Annotated in this window: 27 protein-coding genes and 1 pseudogene; 14 read left to right on the top strand and 14 right to left on the bottom strand. The window is 71.4% G+C overall.

Annotated elements, in window-relative coordinates; all coding sequences use genetic code 11:
* Positions 1–36: 36 nt before the first annotated feature.
* The 3 genes from ACIG5E_RS29250 to ACIG5E_RS29260 all read right to left on the bottom strand — a co-directional run bounded on the left by ACIG5E_RS29250 (position 37) and on the right by ACIG5E_RS29260 (position 1384).
* Positions 37–615: an IS607 family transposase gene (locus tag ACIG5E_RS29250; protein ID WP_396538346.1), complete on the bottom strand. Its 579-nt coding sequence runs from the start codon at positions 613–615 to the stop codon at positions 37–39.
* Between the two features lie 49 nt (positions 616–664).
* Positions 665–928, bottom strand: coding sequence for a hypothetical protein (locus tag ACIG5E_RS29255; RefSeq protein WP_396538348.1), 264 nt, complete (start codon positions 926–928; stop codon positions 665–667).
* Positions 929–1060: 132 nt separating this feature from the next.
* A complete protein-coding gene (locus ACIG5E_RS29260; RefSeq protein ID WP_396538350.1) occupies positions 1061–1384 on the bottom strand; it encodes a cupin domain-containing protein in 324 nt (107 codons plus the stop codon).
* A gap of 71 nt (positions 1385–1455) precedes the next feature.
* Between ACIG5E_RS29260 and ACIG5E_RS29265 the strand changes: the two genes are divergently transcribed.
* Both ACIG5E_RS29265 and ACIG5E_RS29270 read left to right on the top strand, forming a co-directional pair.
* Entirely contained in the window at positions 1456–2478 is a 1023-nt protein-coding gene (locus tag ACIG5E_RS29265) for a helix-turn-helix domain-containing protein (RefSeq protein WP_396538352.1), read from the top strand.
* Positions 2479–2699: 221 nt separating this feature from the next.
* Positions 2700–3515, top strand: coding sequence for a hypothetical protein (locus tag ACIG5E_RS29270; RefSeq protein WP_396538354.1), 816 nt, complete (start codon positions 2700–2702; stop codon positions 3513–3515).
* A 70-nt stretch (positions 3516–3585) separates the two neighbouring features.
* Here the strand turns inward: ACIG5E_RS29270 and ACIG5E_RS29275 are convergent, their stop codons facing one another.
* Positions 3586–4008 (bottom strand): carboxymuconolactone decarboxylase family protein, encoded by a 423-nt coding sequence (locus tag ACIG5E_RS29275; RefSeq protein ID WP_396538356.1) that lies wholly within the window; start codon positions 4006–4008, stop codon positions 3586–3588.
* 489 nt (positions 4009–4497) lie between these two features.
* Here ACIG5E_RS29275 and ACIG5E_RS29280 point away from each other — a divergent pair, with 489 nt between their 5' ends.
* The 6 genes from ACIG5E_RS29280 to ACIG5E_RS29305 all read left to right on the top strand — a co-directional run bounded on the left by ACIG5E_RS29280 (position 4498) and on the right by ACIG5E_RS29305 (position 11107).
* Entirely contained in the window at positions 4498–5322 is an 825-nt protein-coding gene (locus ACIG5E_RS29280; protein WP_396538358.1) for a hypothetical protein, read from the top strand.
* Positions 5323–5528: 206 nt separating this feature from the next.
* On the top strand, positions 5529–6356 hold the full coding sequence (locus ACIG5E_RS29285; protein WP_396538360.1) for a hypothetical protein: 828 nt from the start codon (positions 5529–5531) through the stop codon (positions 6354–6356).
* Complete coding sequence (locus ACIG5E_RS29290; RefSeq protein WP_396538362.1) at positions 6353–7237, top strand: hypothetical protein; 885 nt, start codon at positions 6353–6355, stop codon at positions 7235–7237. Before ACIG5E_RS29285 ends, ACIG5E_RS29290 begins: the two co-directional genes overlap by 4 nt.
* A complete protein-coding gene (locus ACIG5E_RS29295; RefSeq protein WP_396538364.1) occupies positions 7234–8298 on the top strand; it encodes a hypothetical protein in 1065 nt (354 codons plus the stop codon). The genes ACIG5E_RS29290 and ACIG5E_RS29295 overlap by 4 nt, the downstream gene beginning before the upstream one ends.
* A gap of 308 nt (positions 8299–8606) precedes the next feature.
* Entirely contained in the window at positions 8607–8915 is a 309-nt protein-coding gene (locus ACIG5E_RS29300; protein WP_396538366.1) for a hypothetical protein, read from the top strand.
* A 2-nt stretch (positions 8916–8917) separates the two neighbouring features.
* The gene (locus ACIG5E_RS29305; RefSeq protein WP_396538368.1) at positions 8918–11107 is read left to right on the top strand and encodes a hypothetical protein; all 2190 of its coding nucleotides are present in this window, start codon (positions 8918–8920) and stop codon (positions 11105–11107) included.
* Positions 11108–11329: 222 nt separating this feature from the next.
* Here the strand turns inward: ACIG5E_RS29305 and ACIG5E_RS29310 are convergent, their stop codons facing one another.
* From ACIG5E_RS29310 to ACIG5E_RS29330, 5 genes are all read right to left on the bottom strand, one after another.
* A complete protein-coding gene (locus tag ACIG5E_RS29310) occupies positions 11330–12433 on the bottom strand; it encodes an NADH:flavin oxidoreductase/NADH oxidase (protein WP_396538370.1) in 1104 nt (367 codons plus the stop codon).
* Between the two features lie 234 nt (positions 12434–12667).
* A complete protein-coding gene (locus tag ACIG5E_RS29315; RefSeq protein ID WP_396538372.1) occupies positions 12668–14065 on the bottom strand; it encodes an MFS transporter in 1398 nt (465 codons plus the stop codon).
* A 459-nt stretch (positions 14066–14524) separates the two neighbouring features.
* Positions 14525–14659 (bottom strand): hypothetical protein, encoded by a 135-nt coding sequence (locus ACIG5E_RS29320; protein WP_396538374.1) that lies wholly within the window; start codon positions 14657–14659, stop codon positions 14525–14527.
* Between the two features lie 3 nt (positions 14660–14662).
* The gene (locus tag ACIG5E_RS29325; protein ID WP_396538376.1) at positions 14663–15175 is read right to left on the bottom strand and encodes an NUDIX domain-containing protein; all 513 of its coding nucleotides are present in this window, start codon (positions 15173–15175) and stop codon (positions 14663–14665) included.
* Positions 15176–15226: 51 nt separating this feature from the next.
* Positions 15227–15472 carry a hypothetical protein gene (locus ACIG5E_RS29330; protein ID WP_396538378.1) on the bottom strand — a complete coding sequence of 82 codons (246 nt, stop codon included), beginning with the start codon at positions 15470–15472 and terminating at the stop codon, positions 15227–15229.
* Between the two features lie 161 nt (positions 15473–15633).
* Here ACIG5E_RS29330 and ACIG5E_RS29335 point away from each other — a divergent pair, with 161 nt between their 5' ends.
* The 4 genes from ACIG5E_RS29335 to ACIG5E_RS29350 all read left to right on the top strand — a co-directional run bounded on the left by ACIG5E_RS29335 (position 15634) and on the right by ACIG5E_RS29350 (position 18104).
* Entirely contained in the window at positions 15634–16431 is a 798-nt protein-coding gene (locus ACIG5E_RS29335; RefSeq protein ID WP_396538380.1) for a helix-turn-helix transcriptional regulator, read from the top strand.
* Positions 16421–16621: a DUF397 domain-containing protein gene (locus ACIG5E_RS29340; RefSeq protein ID WP_396538382.1), complete on the top strand. Its 201-nt coding sequence runs from the start codon at positions 16421–16423 to the stop codon at positions 16619–16621. Before ACIG5E_RS29335 ends, ACIG5E_RS29340 begins: the two co-directional genes overlap by 11 nt.
* 10 nt (positions 16622–16631) lie before the next feature.
* Complete coding sequence (locus tag ACIG5E_RS29345) at positions 16632–16844, top strand: DUF397 domain-containing protein (RefSeq protein WP_396538384.1); 213 nt, start codon at positions 16632–16634, stop codon at positions 16842–16844.
* A gap of 72 nt (positions 16845–16916) precedes the next feature.
* On the top strand, positions 16917–18104 hold the full coding sequence (locus ACIG5E_RS29350) for an MFS transporter (RefSeq protein ID WP_396538386.1): 1188 nt from the start codon (positions 16917–16919) through the stop codon (positions 18102–18104).
* A gap of 52 nt (positions 18105–18156) precedes the next feature.
* Here ACIG5E_RS29350 and ACIG5E_RS29355 read toward each other — a convergent pair whose 3' ends face one another.
* A complete protein-coding gene (locus ACIG5E_RS29355; protein ID WP_396538388.1) occupies positions 18157–19152 on the bottom strand; it encodes an aldo/keto reductase in 996 nt (331 codons plus the stop codon).
* Positions 19153–19274: 122 nt separating this feature from the next.
* Between ACIG5E_RS29355 and ACIG5E_RS29360 the strand changes: the two genes are divergently transcribed.
* The gene (locus tag ACIG5E_RS29360) at positions 19275–19895 is read left to right on the top strand and encodes an IS607 family transposase (protein ID WP_396538390.1); all 621 of its coding nucleotides are present in this window, start codon (positions 19275–19277) and stop codon (positions 19893–19895) included.
* 71 nt (positions 19896–19966) lie between these two features.
* A complete protein-coding gene (locus tag ACIG5E_RS29365; protein WP_396538392.1) occupies positions 19967–21847 on the top strand; it encodes a zinc ribbon domain-containing protein in 1881 nt (626 codons plus the stop codon).
* Between the two features lie 140 nt (positions 21848–21987).
* Here the strand turns inward: ACIG5E_RS29365 and ACIG5E_RS29370 are convergent, their stop codons facing one another.
* The 4 genes and pseudogenes from ACIG5E_RS29370 to ACIG5E_RS29385 all read right to left on the bottom strand — a co-directional run bounded on the left by ACIG5E_RS29370 (position 21988) and on the right by ACIG5E_RS29385 (position 26452).
* Positions 21988–23382 (bottom strand): uracil-xanthine permease family protein, encoded by a 1395-nt coding sequence (locus tag ACIG5E_RS29370; RefSeq protein WP_396538394.1) that lies wholly within the window; start codon positions 23380–23382, stop codon positions 21988–21990.
* A gap of 147 nt (positions 23383–23529) precedes the next feature.
* A pseudogene (locus ACIG5E_RS29375) lies at positions 23530–24134 on the bottom strand (SRPBCC family protein).
* Between the two features lie 119 nt (positions 24135–24253).
* Positions 24254–24817 carry a LuxR C-terminal-related transcriptional regulator gene (locus ACIG5E_RS29380; RefSeq protein WP_396538396.1) on the bottom strand — a complete coding sequence of 188 codons (564 nt, stop codon included), beginning with the start codon at positions 24815–24817 and terminating at the stop codon, positions 24254–24256.
* A 6-nt stretch (positions 24818–24823) separates the two neighbouring features.
* Positions 24824–26452: an IS200/IS605 family accessory protein TnpB-related protein gene (locus ACIG5E_RS29385; RefSeq protein WP_396538398.1), complete on the bottom strand. Its 1629-nt coding sequence runs from the start codon at positions 26450–26452 to the stop codon at positions 24824–24826.
* Positions 26453–26489 lie beyond the last annotated feature (37 nt).

Genomic DNA, 26489 nt, shown 5'->3' on the forward strand with positions numbered 1-26489 from the left:
GGCTCCTCGATCGTGCGGAGCTGCTTCTTCTTCGACTCAGTCATCGGCAGCCGCCGCTTCAAGCGCCTTCCTCGCCCGGTTCTTCGCCGACCGGCGGCCGTACAGGCGGGCACAGAACGATGTCAGCACCTCGACCATGTCGCGGACCAGGCCGTCTTCGACCTCACCGTCATCGAGCACCACCAGGCGGCGCCCGGTCGCGGACAGCGCCGCTTCGACCAGTTCGACGTTCATGTGGCCGAGCCGGTCTTTGTGCTCGACCACGACCGTGGTCACCTTCGGGTCGGCCAGCAGCCGCTTCGCCTTCGCACGGCAGCCGTTCACGCCCGAGGCGATCTCGGACTCGACCCGGACGACCTTGTGACCGGCCTTCGCTGCCCACGCCGACAACCGTGCAGTCTGCCGCTCCAGGTCAGCCTTCTGATCGTGGGAGGAGACACGGGCGTACAAGCCCACACCGCCGCTCACGGTGCGTGAGGTGTTCGCGTCGATGTTCACCAGGATCGTGCGCGGCCCCACTCGTTCCGCAGGGACCGGCAACGTGCCCTCACGGAACCAGCGGTACGCAGTACGCGGCGCGACCCCCTGTGCGCGTGCCCATTCCGTCAGGTTCATACACAAGAACATACAACACTCATGACACCTGAAAGACACTCATGAACACTTATTCGAGCGCAGTTAGCGACCCCACCGCCCGCGTGCCCATCCCGACGGGCGCCCGCGGATCGCGACCGCGCAGCACGGCGGACGCCGCCAGGGCCACCGCCGCCGCGCCGGCGCACAGCCACCACAGCCACCCGCCCACCGGCTCGTCCTGCGACCACTGCCACACCGCCGCCGAGCCCGCGAGCGCCAGCGTCGCCACCGCCGCCACGGCCACCGCCACGCACGGCCGCACCGGCCCCGCCCCCGCCGCTCCCGTCCCCATCAGCCCCGCCCCCCGGCGTCGCGGCCCCACCACCGTCCGGTACCCGATCCTCGGGCCGCCCGGCCCCCGTGGCCAGGCCTCCTCCCCGACGGTGACAAGGCCGCGACATCGTCACGACCGGCCGGCGCCCCGTCAGGCGCCGGCCAGGGTGATCCCCAGGATCCGCGCGCCGGTCTCGGTGCGCGGCCGGTGCCGGCTGCCCGGCGCGAACACCACGTAACTGCCCGCCGGGTGGCGCTCCTCGCCCTCGATCACCTCGCCGCTGAGCACGAAGTACCGCTCCTCGGTGTCGTGCACGTCGACCTCCGGCCACCGGCTGCCCGGCGCGAAGTCGATCAGCCAGGCACGGGCGTACCCGGTGGCGGTCAGCCGCCGCCGCAGGATCCCCGGCCCGACCTCGACCGGCTCCACGTCCTCGGCCAGCAGGGTCGTCTTCAGTGCGTCGTTCTCGTCCATGCCCCCACTGTGGCCGCCCAGGCCCCCGCCGCCCCAGTGTCCGGAAAGACATCCTCAGGTACATTCCTGCCATGAACGCCCCTGCCATGAACGCCCCTGCCGTGAAAGCACCCCGCCACCGGGTGGTGGCCCTGCTCGGCGCACCCCAGGCACCGTTCGAACTCGCCTGCGTCGCCGAGGCCTTCGGCACCGAACGCGCCGGACTGCCCTCGTACTACGACTTCGCGCTGTGCACCGCGACCCCCGGCCCGCTGCCCACCACCCTCGGCGTCCCGCTGCTGGTCCAGGACGGCCTGGAGACGCTGGAACGGGCCGACACCGTCGTCGTCCCCGGCTGGCAGCCGCCCGGCTCACCCGCGCCCACCGCCGTCCTGGACGCACTGCGCACCGCCCACGCCCGCGGCGCCCGGATCGTCTCCATCTGCACCGGCGCCTTCGTCCTCGCCCAGGCCGGTCTGCTCGACGGGCGCCGTGCCACCACCCACTGGGGCCGCACCGCCCAACTCGCCGCCCAGCACCCGGCCCTGGAGGTCGACCGGGACGTGCTGTACGTCGACCACGGCGACGTCGCCACCAGCGCCGGCTCCGGCGCCGGCATCGACCTGTGCCTGCACCTGCTGCGCCGCGACCACGGCGCCGCCTACGCCGCGCAGGTCGCCCGGCACATGGTGCTGCCCCCGCACCGCGAGGGCAGCCAGCTGCAGTACGCCGCCGCCCCGGCGCCCGCCCGCGCGGACGAGTCGCTGGCCCCGCTGCTGGAATGGGCCCAGGAACGGCTGGGGGAGCGGCTGAGCCTGGACGACCTGGCCGCCCGCGCCGGCCTGTCCGGCCGCACCCTGGCCCGGCGCTTCACCGAGCAGCTCGGCACCAGCCCCGGCCAGTGGCTGCTGGCCCGGCGCATCGACGCCGCCCGCGCCCTGCTGGAGCAGACCGACCTGCCGGTGGAGGCCGTCGCCGCCCGGGTGGGCCTGGCCTCCGCCGTCAACCTGCGCCGCCGCTTCCACGCCGCGCTCGGCACCACCCCCGGCGCCTACCGGCGCACCTTCGGGGGCATCGACCAGCCTTCGTCCTCAACACCGCCACCGCCGCCCTGATCCGCCCCTCACGGCCCCGGCCGGCCGTCTCAACTCCCCTTCCGCGCGGGGGGTTCGTCCTCGGCCCGGGCCACCCACTCCGGCAGCGGTTCGCGCTTGGCGAGCCACGGCGCGGCCGTTCCGCCCAGGCCGGTGCGGGCGGGCCCGGACGGCACAAGTTGATCAAGATGTGACCATCTGGTGGCGGGATGTGTCAGTCGTGATCACTACCGTATGTCGGTATGCGAAACGACGACCCGGGCCCGGGCCAGGACAAGACCGATGACGAGCAGTGGAACGAGTTCGTGCAGACCGTGGCCGCGGAGAAGGAGGCGCTGCTCCTGGCCGCCGAACCGGGGCCCAAGCGGGTCTGGCCGCGCAACGCGGCCCTGGCCCTCGGCGCCGCCGCCCTGACCCTCATCGGCTTCAAGGTCCTGCAGCCCGCCGCGGACACCGCCGCCCCGACCACCGCGGCCCCCCTCGCAGCCCTCACCAGCCCCACCCCGACGGCCTCCGCCGCCCCGGGCACCCCGGCCGCCGCCGCGGGCCGTCCGCCGATACCGCTGGACCAGGTCTTCCCCGCCGAGGTGAAGGCGGCTTCCGGCGCCGTCTACACCAGGGTCGCCTCCGCCGCCCTGCCCTCGTGCACCGAGCCGGACTCGGTCGCCCCCGGGCTGATCGCCATGATCAGGGCGGGCAAGGGCTGCGTGGGCGAGCAGGTCGCCCTCTACAAGGACGCCCAGGACGACCAGTTCAATCTGGCGGTGTTCACGATGAAGGACCCCATGGAGGCCGTCGACCTGGTCACCCGACTGTCCATGCACTTCGAGGACTTCGAGGTCGGCGCGCAGGCCCCGCCGCCCGCCTCCGGGCTGCGGACCCTCCCGCCGGACAGCGGCATGGTCCAGGCCTTCAGCAGTGCCGGCCGCGCGATGCTCGTCTCCCTCGGCCAGTGGTCCGACGGCCGCGCCACCGACCGCCAGCAGCTCGTCGACCTGCTGACCCCGCTGCAGAGTCCCGTCATCAAGACCGTGTTCGCCTACGAGTCCAAGCTCTGAGCCCAGGACGGCCCTGAGTCCAGGACGGCCCTGAGTCCAGGACGGCCGGGGCACCGCGCCCGGCGCGGCGTCAGTGCGCCGTGACCGGGAGCAGGCCGCGCTCGCCGAAGACCTTCTTGGCGACGAAGGTCGCGTTCAGCGCCTTGGGGAACCCGCAGTACACGGCGGAGTGCAGCAGGGCCTCGGTGACCTCGGTGGGGGTGAGGCCGACATTGAGGGCGGCGTTGATGTGCACCTCCAGCTGCGGCTCGCAGCCGCCCAGCGCGGTGAGCATCCCCAGGGTCACCAACTGCCGGTCGCGCGGGGCGAGTTCGGGGCGGCTGTAGATCTCGCCGAAGCCCCAGGCGACAGTCTGGTGGGCCAGCTCGGGGTTGATGTCGGCCAGCGCCTCCACCACCCGCTGCCCGCCCTCGCCGTCGACCCGGGTGAGCATCTCCATGCCCCGGTCGAAACGCTCCTGCCGCTGCCCGGCCTCCTTCGCGGGAACACCCATGGCGCCTGTCCTCTCCTCGTACCCGTACTCGTGCTCGTGCCCTGGTCCCGGCCGTCCGGCCGTGACCACGGCATGAACCGTAGGACTTGGAGTGCACTCCAACTCAAGCCGGAGCCGCACGACACGTCGTCACGGCCGGAGCGTCCACCCGGGCGGGTCCGCCTGTTGCGGTTGGATCACGGAGTGTCCATTTCATCAACCATTGGGTGGGAGTGCGGTGGTTGTTTTCGTTGGCGTGAATGTCATCCGACTCTCATAATGCCTGCTGAGACACGTGACGGACGGTCCGGAGAGCCGCTGGGGGAGCGGAATCCGACAGTGGCCCGCGTGTGAAAATCCCACGTTTCCCTTGGGGGGAGTCCTTTGTCCGCGCCCGAGAACGAGAGCGCCGCCTTCACCGATCCGCCGCCGGAGCCGGCTGCGGTGACGGAACCGGCTGCCGTACCCGCAGCCGCACCGGAGCCCGCAGCCGCGCCGGAAGCAGCTGCCGTGCCCGCGCCCGCGCCCGCGCCCGCGCCCGTGCCCCTGCCCGCACCCGCGCCTGACCCGGCCCAGGCCCCGCGCCGCCTGCCGCGCGCCGTCGGCGTCGCGCTGGCCACCGCCGGACTGCTCGCCGTCACGGCGGCCAGCGCCGCGGTGACCGTCGCGGTCGGCAAGCCGGACACCCGCCCGGCCGCCGCGCCCGCACCCCGCGCCACCGCCGCCGCCGCCTCGCCGAGCGCCGGTGCGAGCGCGAGCGCGACGCCCTCCGCCGTCCCGGTGCCCACCGTCGTCCCGAGCGAGCCCGCCCCGGCCAGCACCGTCAAGGGCACGGTCAGCGACGGCAAGCACGAGGGCGACCTGCGCTACTTCCTGCTCCCGATCCCCGCCGGCGGCGAGTCCTACGGGCCCGCGGACGGGATGACGATGACCCGCGACGACGTCTCCGAGATCTTCGGCAAGCCGGACGACATCGACACCATCCTCAACCGGCTCGGCTACCGGGACGGGGCGACCCGCACCTACCGGACGGCCGACGGCAAGGCCGAAGTGACCGTCACCCTGCTGCACTTCAGCTCCGCCGACATGGCGAGCAGGTTCGTCCAGGGCTACACGATCAAGTCGCAGGAGCCGATCGACATCGACGGCGACCCCAACGCCCACGGCTTCCGCCGCAAGCCCAAGCACGAGGCGTACACCGGCTCGATGACCGGCATCTCCAGCCAGGGCGACGTCCAGTACACCGTCGACGTCGACGTCAAGGGCACGCCGGACAAGGCGCTGCTGAACGACCTGATGAAGCGCCAGCGCGAGTGGCTCGCCTCCGGCGGCTGAGCCCGCGCCCGCGCCCGCCCCACGACGTCGACCTCCCTTCCTCCTCTGGAGCCACTTCCGTGACCACCGAACCCGAGCAGCCGCCGTCCGCGTCGGCCGAGCCCGCCGCGGCGGCCGAACCGCCGCTGCCGCCCGTACCCCCGGTACCTCCCGTACCCCCGGTACCTCCCGTGCCGCCGGTGCCGGGTGAACCTCCCGTGCCGCCCGTGCCGCCCGTGCCCCCCGTCCCGCCGGTGCCGCCCGTCCCGGGTGCGACCGCCGAGACGCCTGAGCCGGCGCCGCACCAGGAGCCCTCCGCCGCGGGCGAGTCGGACGGCTACGCCGCCGACCTGCTGTCCGCCGGCCCCGAGTCCGCGCCGCGCGCCCCGCGCCGCCCCCGCCCGGTGCTGCTGTCCGTCTGCGCGCTGGTCGTCGGCGTCCTGGCCGGTGGCGGCGTCGGCTACGCGATCCAGGCCGGGCGCCCGCCCACGCCGCTGCCGCCGCTGCAGGTGGCCCTGCCGGCCTACCCGGCCGAGGTGGTCGACCCGGCCGCCCTCGCCGCCGAGCAGCCCGCGCCGCCGGTCATCGAGGGCGACCTGCGCAAGCTGTTGGTCAGCGCCCCGTCGGGCAGCGGCGCCTGGGGCGACTACCCGGACGCGCCGAGCTGGATGTCGATCGGTGAACTGGCCGAGCGCAAGGGCGATGCGGCCCTGATCTTCAAGGACCTGGCCTCCTCCGGCTTCCGGCGCGCCGCCGAGGTGGACTGGATGAAGGACGACATCCGCTACCGCGTCTCGCTCACCCAGTACACCCCCGAGCACATCGACCAGGCCGAGGCCACCCCCGGGATGCCCTTCGCCGGCGACGCCAACGGCGGCTACAGCGTGGACTTCCTGCCCAGGAAGTGGTCCGACACCGAGGACCAGTACTACTACGGGCACGCCACCGCCCAGCGCGGCACGGTGCAGATGAAGGTGGAGATCTTCAGCCCGAAGCCGGTGGACGCCGGGGACCTCAAGGCCCTCGCCAAGCAGCAGTGGGAGCGGCTGGTATGACCGACGACTCCGTGACCGCACCGCCGGCCACCCCCGAAACCCCGGCCACCCCGGAAGCCCCGGCCACCCCGGAAGCCCCGCCCGCCCCCGAACCCGCCGAGCCCACCGCAGGGTTCACCCCCGAGCAGCCCCCCGCCGCGCCCCGCCCCGCCTCCCGCCGTCTGCTGCGCGCGGGCGCCGCGACGGTGGCCGCCGCGCTGGTGGGCGTGGTCATCGGCGTCGGCATCATCAAGACCCGGTACGACGACCCCGCCCCGGCCGTCGCCGGCCCCACCGGCGCCCCCGCCCCGACGGTCACCCCCACGCCGTTCGGCGCCAAGTCCAACGGCAGCCACTTCGGCTCGCTGCGCGACCTGCTGCTGCCCGTCCCGGCCGGCTTCGAACCCGGCCCCGACGAGGGCGGCTACGGCAACGACACCGAACTCGGCCCCGGGCAGATATCGGACGAGCTGGACGCCGAGCTCCAGCAGGTCCCCAAGGACAAGCGCGACAAGCTCCGCTCCTACTGGGAGGGGCTGCACGTCAAGGGCACCGGCGTGCGCACCTACCGCAACAGCGACAACAACCTGGTGGTCGGGCTGCGGCTGCGCCAGTTCAACCAGCAGGAGGTGCAACGGATCAACGAGTACACCGCGGTGTTCACCGGCGACACCGGCATCTTCCGCTCCGGCCCGCAGATCCCGGGCCACCCCGAGGCGCACTGCTACCTGATGCCCGCGCCGCCGTCCGCGCCGATCGACTACCTGGAGTGCTCGGCCGCCGAGGGCGACCTGCTGGTGGTCATGAGCGTCGAGGGCGTGGCACCGCTGCCCAAGGACAAGATCGTCGGCCTCTACACCATGCAGCTCGACCGCCTCGCCAGCCCCGGAGCGACCGTATGACCGACCACGCCACCGCGCCGCAGCCCGCGCCGGAGCCCCACGACCAGACCCTCGTCACCCCCGTCACCTCCGGGGCCGACGAGAACCCCTGGGCCGCCATCACGATCGACGACCCGCGGCCCGACGCCTTCCAGGCCTTCGCGCCGTCGCAGACCCCGGAGGAGCAGGCCGCCCGCCGCACCCGCCGCCGTAGGGCCGCGGTGCGCTGGGGCTGCGCCGTCCTGGTGTTCGCCCTCGCGGGCACCGGCACCGCGCTGGCCGTCACCGCCCCCGAGCGCACCGACATCCCCGGCCTGGCCACCGCCAACGACGGCCGCTACACCTTCCCGCCCCTGACGCTGCCTCCGCTGCCCTCGGGCAAGGCGGCGCCGGACCTGAAGGACAAGAGCAAGGGCCTCCACCAGGCGGACCTGCGCCTCCTGCTGCTGCCCGCCCCCAAGGAGGCCGGCGGCTCGGTGAACCCGCCGGTCTTCCCGCCGCCCACCGCACCCGCCACCGCCACCGCCTCGGCTTCGGCCTCCGCGACGGCGGCGCCCTCCGGCACCCCTTCGGCGAGCCCGAGCGCCTCGGCCTCCGCGACGGCGTCCGCGTCCGCCGCTGCCGGCGCGACAGCCCCGGCCGACTGGGTGGCCTGCGAGGCGATGGGCTCCGAGCTGCAGAACCCGGCCAGGCTGCACGGCCTGCTGCTGCAGAACGTGTGCCGCGCGGCCACCGCCCGGGAGTGGACGGCCTCCGACGGCACCCTGACCCGGATCCGGCTGCTGCGCTTCGGCTCCCCGAGCGAGGCCCGGGACACCTACTTCCGCGGGCGTACGGAGCTGCAGCTCAAGGCCGCCCCCGACGCGAAGGTCGCGGACGGCGGCGGCTGGGACACCGTCGACGGCATCGAGGTGACCCGCAAGGACTCCCAGGAGACCGCCGGCAAGGGCGTGCCGACCACGCGCGTGGCGTACGTGTCGGCCTCGGACGTGGTGGCCGTCATCACCATGACCAACCCCCGGGGGGTGCCCGCCACGGCCTTCCGCCAGGTCGTCACCCTCCAGTGCGACCTGCTCGCCTGACCGACCCGCCACCAGGGCCCCTCACCCCCTCCACGGGGGCGAGGGGCCCCTTCTCGCGGGACGTCATGCCCGGGGCGGGCACCGGGTCCGGGGGTGTGTGCTCCGTTGTCGAGGGGCGTGATGCGGTGGTCCACGGGCCGTGGACCGTGCGGCCCGCGCCCCCTCGAACGGCCCTCGTGTCGCCGGGCGGTGACGAAACGGTGACAAATCCCTGATCAATTCCGCGCCTATTCCGGTGCCCGGTGGATCTACGATCATCGGCGCCCGGTGACCACACCATCGGGTCACCACACATGGGGGATCAACGGATGAGCACACCAGCAGGCGGGTTCGGGATCAACCACGGCGCGCTGGACAAGGCGCACGGCACGCTGACCAACCTGGCCCACGACTGCCCCGGCGCGGGCGGGGTCGCCGACGACGCCACCGGCACGGCCGTCGGCGCCCTCAAGGGCTGGGACAGCGCCGGGGCGTTGAAGGACTCGCTGGACGAGTGGCACAAGCAGGTCCAGGCGCTGACCGGCCGGCTGAACGCCAACGCCGCCGCGATGCAGAGCACCGGCGCCAACTACCGCGCCACCAACCAGTCCATCGCCCAGTCCTTCCAGGTGCAGTGACCATGCTCGGATACGAAGACGTACTCAACGCCAACCCCGACGCGCTGAGCGCCGCCGCCACCCAGTGGCGCGCGATGGCCACGCGCTTCCACACCATGCAGACCACCATGGAGCAGGACGTCCTGGGCGGGACCGGCGCCAGCAGCGGCATCGGCGGCGGCAGCGGCCTGTTCACGGGCGGCGGCAGCGGCCTGGGCGGCGGCCCGTGGTGGACCGGCGACACGGCGAACCTGGCCAACACGGCGCTGCTGGCCACCAAGGGCCAGATCGTCGACGCCCAGACCGAGGCCAACGCGATGGCCTCGCTGCTCGACGAGGCGCACACCGACTTCGCCGCCGCCCAGAAGCAGACCCGCGACGCCGCCGACGGCGCCGTCAAGGACGGCTTCAAGGTCACCGGCACCGGCACCGCCGTGTTCGACGAGAGCACGCTCGACCCCGCGACCCGCCAGGCGCTGCACCACGACCCCGAGGCCCGGCAGTCCTACCAGGACGCGGCCGACAAGTGGACCAAGGCGATCACGGCCGGCGTCCAGGCCGCCACCCGCGCCGACCAGCGCATCGCCGCCGCCCTGCGCGACGTCTCCAAGGCCGGCGTCCTGCTGGACACCACCTTCAACGGCAAGGCGATGGGCGGCGGCGACGCCGGCGACGCACAGCGCGCCGCGGACCTGGCCACCAACCTGGACAGCCTCACCCCGGAGCAGCTCACCGAGCTGCAGGACCTGATGAAGGACAAGGCCGACCACCCCGCCTTCTCCCAGGGCCTGCTCGACCGGCTCGGCCCGGACGGCCTGATGAAGCTCGCCCAGCAGCTGAACAGCCCCGGCGGCGACAAGAAGGCCGCCTACACCGACCTGCAGGGCGGCCTCACCCACGCGGTGGCCTCCGCCACCCAGGACACCAACACCGACTTCTACCGGCGCTGGCGCCAGAACATGAAGGACGCCGGCTACAAGAACTACGGCTCCAACACCGACCCGGTGTACGGCTACCAGGTCCTCACCACCCTGATGACCAAGGGCGACGCCAAGTACTCCGCCCCGATGCTCGGCGACCTCGCCGACGACATCACCGAGACGGAGAAGAAGCACCCCGACGCCTGGAGCTACAAGGCCAGCCACAGCGGCGACGCGCTCGGCGCCGACCCGCTGGACAACGTGCTCGCGATCATGGGCCGCGAGCCCGATGCCGCCACCGCCTACCTGGACCCGAACTCGGGCGGCGGCAACCAGCACCTGCACTACCTGCTCAAGGACCGCAAGTGGCCGGACGGTTGGGTCGCCAACGCCTACGCCGGCGTGGTCAAGATGCCCGACCCGCTGTCCCAGAGCGGCCTGGGCGCGGCCCTGGAGGCCGCCACCACCGGCCAGCCGGCCGGCGCCCCGCACAGCGGCCACCACACCGACGCCCAGGCCCGGATCATGCACGACACCGTCACCACCCTGGACGAGGGCCAGGGCGGCAACAAGATCAACGCCAACCTGCGCCAGCCGCTGGCCAACGCCCTGGCGGACTACACCAACGACACCCACGAGATCTTCAACGGCCGCAACTCCCAGTACATGGACCACGGCAGCACGGTGTGGACCGACGCCAACGGCACCGTCCACATGGGCGTCGGCGAGGACAGCCTGGTGCGCGTCATGCGCGGACTGTCCGACAACCCCGACGCCTACGCCACCCTGCACCAGGCCGAAAGCGCCAAGATCGCCCAGGAGCTGTCCTCGATCGGGCCCAACCCCTCGCAGAACGACATCCAGGACGTGATGAACAAGGGCGCCGCGAGCCTCGGCGTCTACGACGCGATCCGCGCCGACGTCGCCATGGGCCAGCGCGACGACGCCAACCTCCAGGCCGACTGGAAGGCCAAGGTCGCCGACCACATCATCGGCGCACCGCTGACCCCCATCCCGTGGGTCGGCGACAGCGCCCAACGCCTGGTCGACACCTGGGCCTTCGACTGGGACAACCAGATGAAGGACGCCAACAACAGCGCCGCCAACGTCAAGATCTCCGACACCTACCTGGACGCCAACAACGAGATGACCCACCTGGTCAGCGGCTGGGCCAAGGACCGCGGCATGGACCCGGACAGCAGCATGATCCACGTCGTCGAGGACGCCTCGCACGACCGCCGCTCCACCAGCGCCACCACCGCCGGCCACTTCCTGGGCCGCGGCAACTCCTGACCCGCCGTCAACGGATTCGATCCCTCCGGCCATGAACCGGCGGAGCCTCCAAGGCCGTTGACCCGGTGGGAGCGAAAAGGTGGAAGGGCGCCGCAGGACACCGTCCTGCGGCGCCCTCGGCCCCGGCTTCGCGCCAGTGGTTCACCGAGCGCCGCCGAGCGTCGTCGCGTGCGGTCGGGACCAGTGCCGGCAGCGGCCGCGGCCGCACGGGGGCAGCCGCGCTCAGGCGCGGTGGTACTGGATGGGGGAGTGGACCTCGCCGTCCAGCTCGACGGCCGCGTGGCGGGCCCAGAACGGGTTGCGCAGCAGCGCGCGGCCGACCAGGACGGCGTCGGCCCGGCCGGAGGTGAGGATGTCCTGGGCCTGGGCGGGGTCGGTGATCAGGCCGACGGCCGCCACCGGCAGCCCGGCCTCGGTGCGCACCGCCTCGGCGAAGGGCACCTGGAAGCCGGGCGCGGCGTCGATCCGGGCGTCGGGGACGAGGCCGCCGGTGGAGACGTCCAGCAGGTCCACGCCGTGCGCCTGGAGCTCCTTGGCGAGGCGGACGGTGTCCTCGGAGGTCCAGCCCTCGCGACCGTCCTGCGGGTTCTCGGTGAGCCAGTCGGTCGCCGAGACGCGGAAGAACAGCGGCAGCTCCTCGGGCCACACCGCGCGCACCGCGTCGACGACCTCCAGCGCGAAGCGGATGCGGCCCTCGAAGGAGCCGCCGTAGGCGTCGGTGCGGTGGTTGCTCTGCGGGGAGAGGAACTGGTGGATCAGGTAGCCGTGGGCGCCATGGAGTTCGACGGCCTGGAAGCCGGCCTCCAGCGCGCGCCGGGCGGCGGCGGCGAACTTGCCGACGATCTCACGGATCTGATCGACCGTCAGTTCCTCGGGCGTGGTGTGGCCGGGAGAGAAGGGCAGGGCGCTGGCGCCGACCGGGGTCCAGCCGTGCTCCTCGTCGGGGGCCAGGGCGCGCCCGCGGTCGATCCAGGGCCGCTCGGTGGAGGCCTTGCGCCCGGCGTGGCCGAGCTGGACGACGGGGACGGTGCCCTGTTCCTTGAGGAAGGCGGTGATCCGGCGGAAGGCCTCCATCTGGGTGTCGTTCCACAGGCCGAGGTCGTACGGGCTGATGCGCCCCTCGGGGCTGACCGCGGTGGCCTCCGTGATGATCAGCCCGGTGCCGCCGGCGGCCCGCGCCGCGAGGTGGGTGTAGTGCCAGTCGTGGGGGACCCCGGCGGCCTCGCCCGCGGGTGCGGCGCTGTACTGGCACATCGGCGGCATCCAGATCCGGTTGGGGACGGTCAGCTCCCGCAGGGTGTACGGGGTGAAGAGGGTGGTGCTCATGTCGGACTCCCGTGGGATCGGCGGCGCCAGGACGCAGGCGCTTGCTGATGCGCTTTATATGTCTGAACAATAGTTGCACAGGACGGTACTTTCAATGGGCGTCCGGCCGGGCGCTGTGACCTGCCGAACTACCCGTTGGCACCCGCTGGACCCCCGGGTCAAGGACTCCGAGCCCTGGTGAACCGACGACGGCGCCGCCCGGGCCCCCGGGCGGCGCCGCTCACGCGTCAGCCGTCAGCCGCGCGCCGTCTGCGGCACGCGCTGCGCCGGGACGGCCGGCGCCTTGGCCGCCGCCGTACGGCCGGCGGCCGGCGCCGCGCCCAGCGCCGTGCCGCGGGTCTCCTCCGCCCACAGCACGCACACCAGCAGCCCCAGAGCCGTCGTCCCGGCGGCGATCAGCATGGTCGGCCCGGTGCCCAGCCCGGTCAGCGACAGCGGCAGCAGGTAGGTGCCCACCGCCGCCCCGATCCGGCTCACCGAGGTCGCCACACCCACCGCCGTGGCCCGGATCTCGGTCGGGAACAGCTCGTTCGGGTAGGTCCAGTCGAGCACGTTCGGCCCGCCGCACAGGAACGCGTACGCGCACAGCGCGGTCAGCGCCACGGCGGCCGGGGCGCTGGGCCACACGCCCAGCAGCGCCAGCGGGACGGCCATCAGCGCGAAGGACCAGATGATGACCGGGCGCCGGCCCTTGGTGTCGATCAGACGCAGCGCCGGGTAGCAGCCCAGCAGGAAGACCAGGCTGATCAGCCCGGTGCCCAGGGTCTCCATCACGGTGCCGCCGGGCATGCCGAAGGAGGACAGGATCTGCGGGCCGAAGGTCAGCATCGCGAACAGCGGGCCCACCTGGCACAGGAAGAACAGGCCGCAGAACAGGGTGCGGCGCCGGTAGGGCGGGGTCATCAGCAGCCGCAGCCCGCTGCTGCGCCGGGCGCGTTCGGCCGGGTCGGGCATCAGCTCGCGCCCGTCCACCCGCACCCCGAGGTGCTTCTCCACCACGCGCACCGCATCGCCGACCCGCCCGTTGGCGGCCAGCCAGCGCGGCGACTCCGGCGAGCCGCGGCGGATCACCAGGAAGACCACGCACAGCACGGTGGAACTGGCCAGCATCCACCGCCAGCTGCCCGGTCCGGCCAGCTCCAGGAACAGGTAGCCCACCACGTAGGCGAGCACCGAGCCGGCGTACCAGGCGACGATCTGCTGGCCGAGCAGCCGCCCGCGGTGCTTGGCAGGCAGCCACTCGGCGAGCAGGGAGGTGGCGATCGGGTAGTCGGCGGCCACCGCCATGCCGAGCACGAAGCGCAGCACGACGATCGCCCACACGTCGTCCACCCAGAAGGAGAGCACCGAGCACGCGACCATCACCAGCAGGTCGGCGGTGTACATCACCTCCCGGCCGATCTTGTCGGTCAGCACGCCGAACAGGGCGCCGCCGACGAACATGCCCACCAGGGCGGCGGCGCCGATCAGGCTGACCTCCGCGGTGGACAGGCCGAGGTCGGGGCGCATCCCGATCAGGGCGACGCCGACGATGCTCAGGATGTAGCCGTCGAGCAGCGGCCCACCGGAACAGGCGAGGGCCAGCCTTCGGTGGAAGGCGGTATACGGGGCGTTGTCGATGGTCTGGGACATGGGCTTCGGGGTCCTCCGGAGCGTACGGCTCTGCGCTTTTCACACACGCCGTGCGCCGGGTAGACGGCAGGGAACGACGCCGCCCACGCTGGACGGCGCCACCGCCCGATCACACCGGGCGACCGTCCACGGTTGCCCGGGTCCGTGGGGGTCACCACCGGGCCGAAGGTCAATCGGATTGATGACCTTGGTCCCGAAGCGGACAGGGCCTTCGCCCATGCCGAACCACGGCCTGCCCAGTCCTCATGGGCGCCATCGCCGCCCGCCGGCCCGCTCGCCCGCCACGGGTGAGCCTTCTCACGACCAGGGCTGCGCGGCGTGTCCCTCGCCACAATTCCGGCCTGGTCCAGACCATCAGCCCCGGCCGTCAGGCGACGGGCCGCGCCTCCCACAGCCGGGCCAGACCCGCATCCAGGGCCGCCTCCAGGTGGGCGGTGGAGCCCGTGGTCAGCAGTATCGTCACGCCGGCCTGGAGGCCTGGTTGAACTTCCAGCGGTCGACCGGGGCCGGTTGCTGCTGGACGGTGTCGGCGGATGCCGGGGAGCTCGCCGGCACCCCGGTCATGGTCACGGCCACGGCCGTGGTCGTGACCATCGCTTAACCCGGGCATCCCGGTACAGGCCAGCTCACCGGGACCGGAACGCCCTGGATGAGGAGCGGGAGGCCGGCGCCGTGCTCCCAGGCGTCCCAGGCGTCCTCGACGCGCCGGTACTGGTCGTCGGCCATGACGTCGCGCAGCTTGGACTGGGGCACCCAGTGGAGGCCGCGGATGTCGGCCGGCGGCTGGTGGCGGCGGACGGTCTCGGCCTGTCGGGGCGTGATCATCCCGCCCGCGTACACGAAGTTGACGCCCTCGGGGAACTCGGCGGCGGGCACGTAGTCGATGGTGAGGACCGTTCGCAGCCCCAGGACGAGCCCGGTCTCCGTTTCGAGGTGGCGGCGGGCGGCGAGGTGGGGGAGCTCGTCCTGCTCGGCGCTGCCGCCGGGCAGGGTCATGCCGTCCCGGTAAGCGGGGTCGACGAGGAGGACGAAGAACTCGTCCCGCCGGTCGGGGTCTTCGAGAAGGACGAAGACCTGCTGGCCCGATCGCCGGGCGGGGGGACGGCTCATGAGGTGGGTCCTGCTCAACTCTGCTCCAGGTGTGAGGGTTTCGAAGGTCGGTCACAGCAGCCGGCGGCGCGGCTTCCCCCAGGTGCCCGGCGCGGTCTCCCGCGGGTTGAGGGGCTGGAGGAAGGCCGGGGCGACCCGCCACTCGGGCCCAGTCGCCCCCAGCGGTCGGAGAACTGCTTTTCCGAGCAGCACCTCGACGAAGACGCCCTCACGTGGCTTCCCGTTCTCCAGGTAGCTGAAGTCCCGCACTACTTCGTGGAGTTGGAAGGGGCAGGGGGGATTCTGCGCGTCAGGCATGGAGGCTCCAGAAGTTGCGCTGTGCGTCTGGTAAATCACCGGGTGTAGCCATGGTTCCGCGCTGACCCCTACGATCGGAAGGACTTGAACTCTCCAGTTGATCCTGCTTTAAGTTGAGGCTGGCCTTGAACCGTCGCACGCTTGATCCAAAGTCATCGCCCTTGGCGGCACTGGTTGTCCATCTCCGCACGTTGCGGGATGCAAGGGGCTTGACCCAGGCCGAGTTGGGGAAGCTGGTTCAGTACTCAAGCGTCTACATCTCGAACGTAGAGACGGGGAAAACGGCCCCGAGCTTAAAGTTCATCGTCCTCTGCGATGCTGCGTTGGAGGCCGGTGGTTCGCTTGAGCTCCTGTGGTGGAGCTGGAAGAACGGATCGTTGATCCCGGGCTTCCCCGAGTATGCGGCCAAGGAGCGCGAAGCCCTGGCCATCAGGATCTTCGAGCTGGACATGGTGCCTGGCATACTCCAACACGCGGGCTACAGCGCCGCGTACGAGTCGGCACCAGTTCGGCGTGGTGAGGCCACACAGGAGCAAGCCGACGAACGGCTGAAGCTCAAGTCCGTGCGGCAACGGATCATTGATCGAACATCGGCGGTTCACGTTGTCCTTGATGAGTCAGCCCTGCGACGTCCGATCGGCGGACCGGCCATCATGGCTCAGCAGCTACAGCATCTGGAGCACTTGGCGGCAAGGTCGAACATCGTGATTCAGGTCGCGCCCTCCTCGCTGGGCGAGGAGCGACCGTTCTCGCACTCGGTCACGCTGCTCACGCTGGCGAATCGGACCATGGTGGGCTACACGGAGACGCTCCAAAGGGGCTTCTTGGAGCAGGACATCGAGGTCGTATCCGTCTGGGCTGGAAAGTACGATCGACTGCAGGTGAACGCCCTGAACCAACCGGACAGTCTCGTCATGATCCGGCAGGCACGAGAGGACTATGAAGGCCATGCAAGCTGACCTGACCGACGCCGCGTGGCGCAAGAGCACCTATAGCAACGGGCAGGGCGGCTGCATCGAGGTAGATGACGCGCACCCGGGCAGGGTCCGTGACTCCAAGGACCCCCAGGGCCCTGCCCTGATCTTCCCGTCGGAGGCCTGGAAGTCGTTCGTCGCCGCTGTCCGCAGCGGCGAGTTCGGCGATGTCTGACAGGAGTGTCATGATCCCAGCTGCGGTCCTGGCCAACGCCAGATGGCGAAAGTCCGGTTTCAGCAACAACGGGGGCGACTGCGTGGAGGTAGCACCAGACTTCCCCGGTGTGATGCCTGTCCGCGACTCCAAGGACCCCGACGGACCAGCTCTGATCTTTACAGTCGGGGCATGGGAGTCGTTCGTCACCGCTGTCCGCAGCGGCGAGTTCGGTGATGTCTGAAACAGCAGGCCCGGACCGCACGATTGGCAGTCCGGGCCTGCGATCGTCTTCATCGCCTGGGGGAGCGAAACTGTGCGGACCGAGACCGAGTCAGCGCCTGAGACCGAGAGCACCGACAAGCGATCCGTACGGCACGCGCTGGTGATCTCGCTCGCGGGTGGGCTCGGCTACCTGCCGTTCGCGTTGACCATCCCGATCCTGCCCCTCTACGTCACAGGTCGGCTGCACGGTGGCCCGGCGGAGGTCGGCGCGGTCATCACCGCCTATGCGGTGACCTCGCTGCTGTCCCGTCCGGTATCGGGCGCGCTGATGAACCGCCTCGGCGCCCGGGCCCTGACCATCGGCGGCACGACACTGACCACGCTCGCCACCGTCAGCTACCCCCTCGCCGGATCGATCGCCGAACTCATCGCCCTGCGCCTGCTGGTGGGCGTCGGCATGGGCGTGATGCTGGCCGCGACCGGCGTCTGGCCGGTGCAGCTGGTTGCCAAGGACCGGCAGGGCTGGGCGCTGGGACTGGGCGGCACCGTCAACTACGTCGCCATCGGCGTGGGCGCCCCGCTGGGCACGCTGCTCGAACACCTGGCGGGCACGGCGACCACGTTCGTGATCTCCGGGCTGATCGCCCTGCTCGTCATCCCCATGGCCCTGTACGTACCCGAGGTGCGCCTGCCGCCGAAGACGGCGCGCACCGGCATCGACAACAGCCCGGCACTGCTCGGCACCGCGCTTCCCAGCGTCGCGCTGATCTTCACCGCGTTCGGCTTCGCGGCCGTCGCCAGCTTCGCGGTCGCGAAGTTCGACGACCTCGGTATCGCCGGGGGAGCGGCCGTGGTCACCGCGTACTCCCTGACCGTGGTGCTGTTGCGCATAGCGGGCACCTGGATCCGTTGGGAGGCCACGCGACCGGTGGCGCTCGCCGGCCTGTTCCTCGTCGAGGCCCTGGGGGTCGCGCTCATCGGGCTGTCGCACGGCCTCGTCGTGGGGGTGATCGGCGGTGTGCTCACCGGTGTGGGCATGTGGCAGATCTATCCGGTGCTGGGACTGTTCGTGGTGCGCTCGGTCAGCGAACGCCGGCGCGCCACGGCGCTGTCGACCTTCGGGGCCTGCTTCACCGTGGGCCTCGCCGCCGGCAGTGGCTCCCTCGGGCTGGTCGCCCAGACCGCCGGATATCAGGCGATGTTCCTCGTCTGCGCGGCCTGTATCGGTCTGGGACTGCTGGTGGCCGTGGCCGCGGCCCGCGTTGCCCGGATCGGCTGACGACTCCCGACAACGGGGCCCCGGCAGTGCCCGACACCGTGACGGGAGCGCCTCAGTGCTGGCCCGGCCACTCGGTGATGGGGTGCCCGACGACCTCGTGCGGCTGGTACGGCTCCTCGAGGTAGCTGATCTCCTCGTCGTCGAGTTCCACGTCCACCGCGGCGATGGCGTCCTGGAGATGGCTCATCCTGGTGGCGCCGACGATGGGGGAGGTGATCGTCGGCTTGGAGAGCAGCCACGCCAGCGCGAGCTGCGCCATTGGCAGCTCACGCTTGGCGGCCAGCCGTCCGAGCCGGTCGACGATCTCGCGATCGGTGTCGCGGTAGAGGGTCTTGCCGAACTCGTCCGTTGCGCTGCGGGCGCTGACGCCGGCCCACTCCCTGGCGAGCCGTCCCCGGGCCAGCGGGCTCCAAGGGATGACGCCGACGCCCTGGTCGGCGCACAGGGGCAGCATTTCCCGCTCTTCTTCGCGGTAGATCAGGTTGTAGTGGTTCTGCATGGTGCTGAAAGGCGTCCAGCCGTTCCGCTCGGCGACGTACTGGGCTTTGGCGAACTGCCAGGCCCACATCGACGACGCACCGATGTGCAGGGCCTTGCCCGCCTTCACCGCATCGTGCAGCGCCTCCATGGTGGTCTCGATCGGCGTCGCCGGGTCCCACCGGTGGATCTGGTAGAGGTCGACGTAGTCCGTGCCCAGCCTGCGCAGGCTGTTGTCGATCTCGGCCATGATCGCCTTGCGGGACAGCCCCACGCCGTTGGGTCCCGGGCGCGTCCGCCCGTGAACCTTGGTCGCCAGCACGATCTCGTCGCGGTGGCCGTACTCGCGCAGGACCTGCCCGACGATCTGCTCGCTGCTCCCGGCGGAGTAGACGTTGGCGGTGTCCAGGAAGTTCACCCCGGACTCCAGGGCGTGCAGCATCATCGGCCGTGACTGGTCGAGGTCCAGGGTCCAACTGTGGTCGCCCTGGCCGGGGGCGCCGAAGCTCATGGCACCCAGGCAAATCCGCGACACGTCCATGCCGGTGGAGCCCAGCTTGACGTACTTCACGATCCTCCCCCTTGATGTGGATCAACAGCCGAACGATCAACGCCCAATGTTGGCAACGGCGCAGACGTCCCGCAAGGCTGACAAATCTGATTAAACATCCACAGTGATCCTATGGTGATCGCGTGGAACTTCTTCGACTGTCAAAGGCCGCTAAGCGCTTGGGTGTTCACCCGGTGACGCTTCGACTTTGGGCGGATTCGGGGAAGATCCCGGTGACTTGGGTCGGGCGTGAGCGCCGGTTCTCCTCTGTGGATGTGGAGGCGATGAAGGTCACCGCTGGTAGCGGTGACTGGATTCGCTTGGAGGGCTTGTACGTTCGCGTGTCCGGTTCGACCGGTCAGGAGTCTTCGCTGGAAGCGCAGGAGGCGGAGTTGCGCGCCACGGCTACCGGCGACGTGGTGAAGGTGTTCAAGGACCGGGGCTCCGGTCTGCGTGAGGACCGGCCTGGTCTGAACAAGCTGCTGACGGCGGTCGCTGATGGTTCAGTGACGGTGGTTCGAGTGACCCATGAGGACCGGCTGGCCCGGTTCGGTCTCGGCTGGCTCAAGCGGCTGTTCACCGTCCACGGGGCGACGCTGGAGGTGCTTCATCCGAAGCGGACCGGCGGCCGTCAGGAACTCCTGGAGGACTTCATCTCGTTGGTGACGACCTTCGCGGGCCGCTTGTACGGGATGCGGTCGGCGGACGCCCGGCGCAGGTTGCTGGCCGAGTCGGGGCAGTGCGGCGACGGAGTGGCCAAGTGAGCCGGAAACTGCCTCTCGCTGATGGTGAGACCTCCCGTACCGCGTGCGCCCGCACCCTGGCTCACTGCGGCGTGGATGAAAAGACCAGCGAAGTCCTGACCGCTGTCGCCTTGGTGGAACGAGTTGGCTGGTGTGCTGATCTGGCAGCCGACATGGTCGCCTCCCTGCTCGGCGAGCACTGGAACGCCGCCGACGTGGACACCCTGGCTGCCGGTGTGGACGCCGGGGGCCGCACGCTGCCGTCGAACGCGTGGATGTCGCTGCGACGTCTCGGCTGGACCGTCAACTCCAGTGCGAAGGTCAATGACCGGATAGTGCGTGCCGCGCAGGAACAGGCCGGGCGTTCCCTGCGGTCGGTGAAGTGGCGTGCCGATGTGGTCGCCGGAATTCTGGTGACCTGGCCCGCTGATCCGAGGAAGCGCACCGAAACCGAGTGGGAAGCGGTGCGGGCCGCGATCCCCGGCGGGGAGTACCTGCTGTCCAGCGTGATCCGCTCCCGCACCCGGCAGATCGCCAACTTCGAGCGCAAGAACGGCCGTCTTCCGGCTGACGTGTTCGAGCTGGAACCCGCGCCGCGTGTGGCGCGGATGCTGCTGCTGGCCGCCTGCGATGGACAGCAGGCGTCGATCGAGCGGTCCGCGACCGAGCCGACGAAGGCCCTGCTGCGGTTGCAGCTCCCTACCTGTCCGGACCCGCGGAAGTACGCGGACTGGTCGTGGGTGGCGTGCCCGATCACGCTGCCGCCCACGGTCCCCGCGAACGCTGTCCTGCACCTGCCCACCCTGCGCGTCGTCGGTGGCAAAGTCCGCGCTGATCTCGCCTACACCCACCCCGTCCCCAAAGCCCAGCGCTCCGGGCACATCGTCGCGCTCGGCGTGGACTGGGGTCTGAACACCCTGCTGTCCGCTGGCGTGGCCCGGCTTCACGACGATGGGCGGATCACCGCTCTCGGTGCGGGCGCGCAGTTCCGGGCCTCCGGTGTGCTGGCCAAGCAGTACCGCCTGCGGAAGCAGTCCGAGCGGCTGCGCGCCAAGACCGACCAGTACACGCGGCTCGCCGACCCCGTCTTGGAGACGAAGCAGGCCGTGCTGGCGCAGGAGATCCGACGCGTCTCGGAACGCCGCTCCAACCTCAACGACGCCCTGGCCTGGAGCGCTGCCCGCTGGGCCGTGGATCAAGCCGTCGCCGCCGGGGCCACGGTCATCTACCTGGAAGACCTGCGGTCGATGGAAGCAGGGGGCATGGGCCGCACCCAGAACACGCGCATGTCCCAAACCGTGCGCGGGCAGATCGCCGACCGCACGCGGCACCTCGCCGCTGAAACCGGCATCGCGGTCGTGACGGTGCCGCCGCGCAACACCTCCAAGCACTGCCCGCACTGCCTCACCCCGCTCCGGCACCGCAAGGCACCCGACCGGCCCACCGTATCGGGCTGGAAATGGGCCATCTGCCCGTCCTGCCAGTGGCAGGGCGACCGCGACGAGGGCGCATGGCGTCGTATCGCAGCACGCGGCCTCACGCACCAGACCAAGACCATCGTGGACAAGACCAGCGGAACCATGGTGATCCGCAAGGTCGTGGACACGATGGAAGCCAAGGCCGTCATAACGGCCACCCCGAAAACCAGCCGGATAGACCGGTCCAAGACCGGCTCCACCCGGCCACGAACCAACCGTCCCGCGCCCAGGCGACGCAGGATTCCCTCCCCGGCACGGCCTTCGGGCCATGCCGGAAAGCGTCCGGAGGGACACGCCCCAACGGACCGGATCCGGCTGCCCCGCGCAGCCCACCGGCACCAGAGCGTGACCACGATCAGCAGACCCACCGGCCACCGGCCACACGGAGCAGCACTGGGCGCGGGCTTCCACCTGCACGCCCACGCTACCCCGCCCAGGTGGGAAACGATCCAACCGATCCCGCAACCGCTGGATCACACAGGATCACTCAGCTGATCAGAGACGCTGCCTGAACGTGTTCGCCGCGTCCCCCGAGGACTGGTGTCGACACCTGACAGCCCCTCGGACCAGGCGAGAAAGACCGGCGGAAGTACCTTTCGGTTACTTCCGCCGGTCTTTTCACGAGTGCGCCGCCGCTACGGGGTGCGCCGCTGCCCGGCGTCCTCGTCGTAGGAGGAGGTGCCCTCGTCCAGCAGCGGTTCCTGCGTCTTGAGGTGTGCGGGGGCCAGCGCCCGCAGCGCGTGGTAGCCGGTGATGACGACCAGGGTGCCGAGCGCGATGCCGCTGAGGCTGAAGGTGTTGGTGAACTTCAGCGTCACGTTGCCGATGCCGATGATGATGCCCGCCGCCGCCGGCACCAGGTTCAGCGGGTTGCGCAGGTCCACCCCGGACTTGCTCCAGATCTGCGCGCCGAGCAGGCCGATCATGCCGTACAGGATGACGGTGATGCCGCCGAGCACCCCGCCGGGGATCGCGGCGACGACGGCGCCGAACTTCGGGCAGATGCCGAACAGCAGCGCGAAGCCGGCCGCGGCCCAGTAGGCGGCCGTGGAGTAGACCCGGGTGGCGGCCATCACGCCGATGTTCTCGGAGTACGTGGTGTTGGGCGGGCCGCCGAGGGCGGTGGAGAGCACGGAGCCGACGCCGTCCGCCGAGATCGCGGTGCCCAGCCTGTCGTCCAGGTTCTCGCCCGTCATCTCGCCGACGGCCTTGACGTGCCCGGCGTTCTCCGCGACCAGTGCGATCACCACGGGCAGCGCGACCAGGACCGCGGACCACTGGAAGGAGGGGCCGTGGAAGGCGGGCAGGCCGATCCAGTCGGCCTTGCCGACGCCCGAGAGGTCCAGGCGCCAGTGGTCGGTCATGTGCCCGCCGCCGTCCACCGAGTGGATCTTGCCGAAGACCCGGTCGAAGACGAAGGAGATCCCGTACCCGAAGACCAGCCCCAGGAAGATCGCCACCCGGGACCAGAAGCCGCGCAGGCACACCACCGCGAGGCCGGTGAACAGCATCACCAGCAGTGCCGTCCACTGGTCCTGCGGCCAGTACGTCGAGGCGGTCACCGGGGCCAGGTTGAAGCCGATCAGCATGACGACGGCGCCGGTGACGATCGGCGGCATCGTCGCGTGGATGATCCGCGCCCCGAAGTACTGGACCGCCAGGCCCACCAGGAACAGCACCACGCCGACCACGAGCACCGCGCCGGTCACCGTCGCGCTGGTGCCGCCCTGCGCCCGGATCACCGCGGCGACCCCGACGAAGGACAGTGAGCAGCCGAGGTAGCTGGGCACCCGGCCGCGGGTGGCCAGCAGGAAGATCACGGTCGAGACGCCGGACATCATGATCGCCAGGTTGGGGTCCAGCCCCATCAGCACCGGGGCCACGAAGCTCGCGCCGAACATGGCGACCACGTGCTGGGCGCCGAGCCCTGCCGTGCGGGGCCAGGAGAGCCGTTCGTCGGGGCGGACGACCGCTCCCGGTGCGGGCGTGCGCCCGTCACCGTGCAGCTTCCAGCGCACGCCGAGATCCATGTGGGGGTTCGCTTTCTCTGTACGTAAAGCCCTGGTCGCAGAGCAACTAACCGCACCATTCTCGTGGCCGCCAGCGCTCCCGCGCGCCACCGGCCCCGCTCATGACCTGCGCACTCGCGCCGGGCGGGGCCGATGACGGGTGGTCACCTACGCCTCGGCGGCGGCCTTCAGGTCGCACAGCCAGGCCTCCAGGCCCTGGCGCAGGATCGCCGTCGCGGCGGGGACGTCCGCGTCGACCTGCGGCCCGGAGTGGGTCTCCTCGGTGCGCACCAGGACGCCGCCGCGCACCGGCGTGAAGGTCCACACGTGCACGCCGTCGATGTGCAGGCCCTCGGCGACGGCGGGGCCGGTCCAGCGGATGCAGGCGCCCGGCTTCAGCTGCCGGACGGTGGAGGTGATGTCCAGGCTGGTGGCGGTGGTGGCGGGGTTTGGCGGCAGCGGGGTGGTCCAGTGGAACGCCGAGCCGGCTCGCAGCGGGCCGTGGTCCAGGCGTTCGGCGCTGGCCACGGCGTGCTGCCAGGACGGCCAGCGGGCGACATCGGTCTGCCGCCAGATGGTGGACAGCGGCGCGTGGATCACGGCCTCGGTGCGGTAGCGGACCTGGGCGGCGGGGTCGACGCCGTGCCCGCGGCAGGTGAGCGGGCGGGGGAGCGGGTGCCGGAGTGGGCGGCGGCCTGGGAGGGCACGGCGGCGGTGCCGAGCAGGGCGGCGGCGATCGCGGCGGCGGGCAGGGCGGTGCGGATGCCGGGCATGTTGCTCCCCTTCGACGGGCGGAGGATCAGATCTGCTAGATATTACTGCGTTCGTTAGAAGTTGTAACGCACCTTCGCGGTCGGGTCCTGCTCGACCTGCTCGCGCCGCCCGGTAGGAACTAGAGCAGCTCCGCCCGGGTCGCCTGGATGCCCGCCTGGAAGCGGGTCCGGGCGCCGAATCGGTCCATCAGCTCCCGCACCCAGCGCTGCACCGTGCGGGTGGACACCCCCAGCTGCCGGGCGATCGACTCGTCGGTGAGCCCGGCCGCCAGCAGCGTCAGCAGCTGCCGGTGCCGGTCCTCCGCCGGCTCCTCGGACGGCTCCGGCAGCCGCATCCCGTGCGCCCAGTACAGCTCGAACAGCCCGGCCAGCGCGTCCAGCAGGGTGGAGGGCCGGATCAGCAGCACGCTCTCCAGCTCGGTGCCCGCACTGACCGGCAGCAGCGCCCACCGGTCGTCCAGCAGGGCCAGCTTCAGCGGCACTTCGGTGTGCACCCGGGCCTGCTCCCCGGCCGCCGTGAAGGTCCGGATCTCCGCGAGGCGCTCCGGGTCGCGCAGCACCCGGCTGTGGTACACCACCCGGGTCGCCACCCCCCGCCCCAGCAGCGCCAGTTCGGTCTGCGGATCGGAGCGCCGCACGTACGGCGGACGGTCCAGCACCCGCACCCGCACCCGCTCACGCACCGTTCCTTAGTCAGTGAGCAGGAGTGAGTCTTGGACCCAAACCTGGTCATCTGGCGCATTCCGAACGGTTTTGGATGCGCTGGTCGCCCGCGTTCTCTCCGCGTGCGGCGACACGGATCGTGTCCGTGGTCCGGGGATGCGGGGGCGGGTTTCCTCACGTCCTCGGTCACGCGGTCCGGCCTGGGCGGTCCGATGCCCGCGACGATCGCTCCGGTCGTCGCGGGGCGGTGCCGTCCGTCGCCGGATCGCATGCCCGAGGGCGCGCCTGCCGATCGCCACCGAGGCGGCGGCGTGTCGGGAAGTCTTGCGTTTCCTGCCTGTCAGCGGTTCCTGCCAGTGCTGCGCGCCCCACATGCTGGTGTAGGCGGGGTCGACAGCGATCACGCCGATACCGGCTTCGGCGCACATCGACAGCAGGCGTGCGCGGAGTTTGCCGGTGGGGATGCCGCAGACGAGCTGCCGGAACCTCTTCTTCCGGCCGTGGTTCTCCCGGGTCCTGGAGTCGGTGAAGTCCAGGTCTTCGATCGCGATGGCCTTCACGCCCGTGGACTTGGCCCAGTGCAGCAGGCGGGTGAGAGCGTGCCGGAGCTGGGCGTCACGGTGGGTGGTGGTGCCGGACAGGTGGTAGTCGAAGCGGCGTGGCGCGCCGGTCGGGTTGCCGTGTTCGTCCAGCAGCCACGCGGCCAGGTGGTCGGCGTTCGTGTCGACGCCGATCACGCCGTTCGCCCGTAGCGCGTCGAGCGGGATGACGGGTAGGTCTTTGCGGGTCCACGACGCGTCGAGGTACCAGCGGCCCGAGGATGCGTCGAGGTGGATGCGGTAGGCGACGGCGTGGTTCGCCTCGATGCGGTCGCGCCATTCCTCGCCCCGGTGCGGGAACGTGACCTTCGCCGCGAGGACGTACCGGCCGTGCCCGGAGTTCGCGTGCTCTGCCAGCGGGGCCGGGAGCTTGATCGAGACTTCGCCGTCAGGGGCGATGCGGATCGTCTCGTTCCCGTGCCGTTTGCCGGACTCACCGTCAGCCGTCAGGAACCAGCGGGCCGCCTCCCGCCGCGCGTGCCATTGCTCCTGCGACATCCCTGCCGCATCCAGGTTGTGGCGGGTGTTGAGGAGCTTGCGGCCGCCGCGCACCACCGTCACCCGGCCTGCGTCGTGGTCGGCCTTCACCCGCGCGTACTCGAGCTCCAGGTGCGCCAGGCGCCGGGACTTGGCGTGCCATTCCCGGCGCGAGTGGTACCCGCCGGGCTGCCGTCTGCCGCCCTTGGTGCCGATCGGCAGGGCGAGGCGGTGGCGGATCACGGCGATTCCCGCGGCGAGCCCTCGCAGGTGCTGCCACTGCGCGCGGCGCGACAGGCCCCACTGGTCGTGCGTGGTCCTGGTGATGGATCCGGCCCAGCGCGACGACGACTGCGGGGTGAGGTCGCGCTTGCGGGCTGCCCATGTCTGGGTGGAGTGCTCCCGGGCGTCGGCGACGCGCCGGGCCAGGTCCCGCGAGGCGAGAGAACCGAGGTGTGCGCCGACCAGGCGCAGCACCGCGTCGTCCTGGGCGGTCAGGCCCTTGAGCCGGTCCCGTATGCACACCCCCGGTGCGGCGTCGGCGACGAACGGCCGAGCGATCTGCCGCAACACCGCCACCCCCGGCCCCCTCCGCCCTCACGAATCCTTCGACCAC

The organism is Kitasatospora sp. NPDC053057, assembly GCF_044546945.1.
Lineage (GTDB): Bacteria > Actinomycetota > Actinomycetes > Streptomycetales > Streptomycetaceae > Kitasatospora.

Bases quoted from the DNA above. Each gene is read 5' to 3' on its own strand.
- ACIG5E_RS29250 (WP_396538346.1), bottom strand. From the start codon at position 615: ATGAACCTGACGGAATGGGCACGCGCACAGGGGGTCGCGCCGCGTACT.
- ACIG5E_RS29255 (WP_396538348.1), bottom strand. From the start codon at position 928: ATGGGGACGGGAGCGGCGGGGGCGGGGCCGGTGCGGCCGTGCGTGGCG.
- ACIG5E_RS29260 (WP_396538350.1), bottom strand. From the start codon at position 1,384: ATGGACGAGAACGACGCACTGAAGACGACCCTGCTGGCCGAGGACGTG.
- ACIG5E_RS29265 (WP_396538352.1), top strand. From the start codon at position 1,456: ATGAACGCCCCTGCCATGAACGCCCCTGCCGTGAAAGCACCCCGCCAC.
- ACIG5E_RS29270 (WP_396538354.1), top strand. From the start codon at position 2,700: ATGCGAAACGACGACCCGGGCCCGGGCCAGGACAAGACCGATGACGAG.
- ACIG5E_RS29275 (WP_396538356.1), bottom strand. From the start codon at position 4,008: ATGGGTGTTCCCGCGAAGGAGGCCGGGCAGCGGCAGGAGCGTTTCGAC.
- ACIG5E_RS29290 (WP_396538362.1), top strand. From the start codon at position 6,353: ATGACCGACGACTCCGTGACCGCACCGCCGGCCACCCCCGAAACCCCG.
- ACIG5E_RS29295 (WP_396538364.1), top strand. From the start codon at position 7,234: ATGACCGACCACGCCACCGCGCCGCAGCCCGCGCCGGAGCCCCACGAC.
- ACIG5E_RS29300 (WP_396538366.1), top strand. From the start codon at position 8,607: ATGAGCACACCAGCAGGCGGGTTCGGGATCAACCACGGCGCGCTGGAC.
- ACIG5E_RS29305 (WP_396538368.1), top strand. From the start codon at position 8,918: ATGCTCGGATACGAAGACGTACTCAACGCCAACCCCGACGCGCTGAGC.
- ACIG5E_RS29310 (WP_396538370.1), bottom strand. From the start codon at position 12,433: ATGAGCACCACCCTCTTCACCCCGTACACCCTGCGGGAGCTGACCGTC.
- ACIG5E_RS29315 (WP_396538372.1), bottom strand. From the start codon at position 14,065: ATGTCCCAGACCATCGACAACGCCCCGTATACCGCCTTCCACCGAAGG.
- ACIG5E_RS29320 (WP_396538374.1), bottom strand. From the start codon at position 14,659: ATGGTCACGACCACGGCCGTGGCCGTGACCATGACCGGGGTGCCGGCG.
- ACIG5E_RS29325 (WP_396538376.1), bottom strand. From the start codon at position 15,175: ATGAGCCGTCCCCCCGCCCGGCGATCGGGCCAGCAGGTCTTCGTCCTT.
- ACIG5E_RS29330 (WP_396538378.1), bottom strand. From the start codon at position 15,472: ATGCCTGACGCGCAGAATCCCCCCTGCCCCTTCCAACTCCACGAAGTA.
- ACIG5E_RS29340 (WP_396538382.1), top strand. From the start codon at position 16,421: ATGCAAGCTGACCTGACCGACGCCGCGTGGCGCAAGAGCACCTATAGC.
- ACIG5E_RS29345 (WP_396538384.1), top strand. From the start codon at position 16,632: ATGATCCCAGCTGCGGTCCTGGCCAACGCCAGATGGCGAAAGTCCGGT.
- ACIG5E_RS29370 (WP_396538394.1), bottom strand. From the start codon at position 23,382: ATGGATCTCGGCGTGCGCTGGAAGCTGCACGGTGACGGGCGCACGCCC.